Consider the following 531-nt stretch of genomic DNA (forward strand, 5'->3'; position numbering starts at 1 on the left):
TGTCCCGCCGCCTGTAATTCTGTTATGCCCTTGCGCTCGATGTTGAGCGCCGCATTGATATCGCGGTCATGTTCGACTCGACAGAAAGGGCATTGCCAGAGCCGCTTACGCAGCGGCATTTCCAGCATTTTGTAACCGCAGCAATGGCAGGTTTTCGAACTGGCGAACCACTGATCCAGTTTGACCAGATGGACGCCTGCCGCTGCGGCTTTGTATTCCAGTTTCTTGATGAAGCCATGCCAGCCCGCATCCCCGATAGCGCGGGCAAGGTGGTGATTCTTCATCATGTTGGCCGATTTCAGCGTCTCCACAATGATCGCTTGGTTTTCGTCAACCATTGAACGAGACAGTTTGTGTTGAAAATCGGCGCGGGCATTCGCTACCCGCTCATGTACGGCGGCAAGCCTCTGTCGTGCTTTACGACGGTTGGCGCCGCCTGCGCCGCCTTTTTGTTTCCGGGAGAGGGCCTTCTGTTTACGCCTCAGATTACGGCCGGCATTGATAAGATGACGGGGATTGGCCATCTTATCT

At 55.0% G+C, this 531-nt stretch carries 1 protein-coding gene; it reads right to left on the bottom strand.

The genetic code is table 11. The annotated features are described in order from the left end of the window. Positions 1-531: RNA-guided endonuclease InsQ/TnpB family protein (locus tag Phpb_RS20670; protein ID WP_075489572.1), on the bottom strand; the 531-nt coding region annotated here is incomplete at both ends.

Origin of the sequence: Photorhabdus namnaonensis, assembly GCF_001684335.1 — a bacterium.
GTDB classification, from domain to species: Bacteria; Pseudomonadota; Gammaproteobacteria; order Enterobacterales; family Enterobacteriaceae; genus Photorhabdus; species Photorhabdus namnaonensis.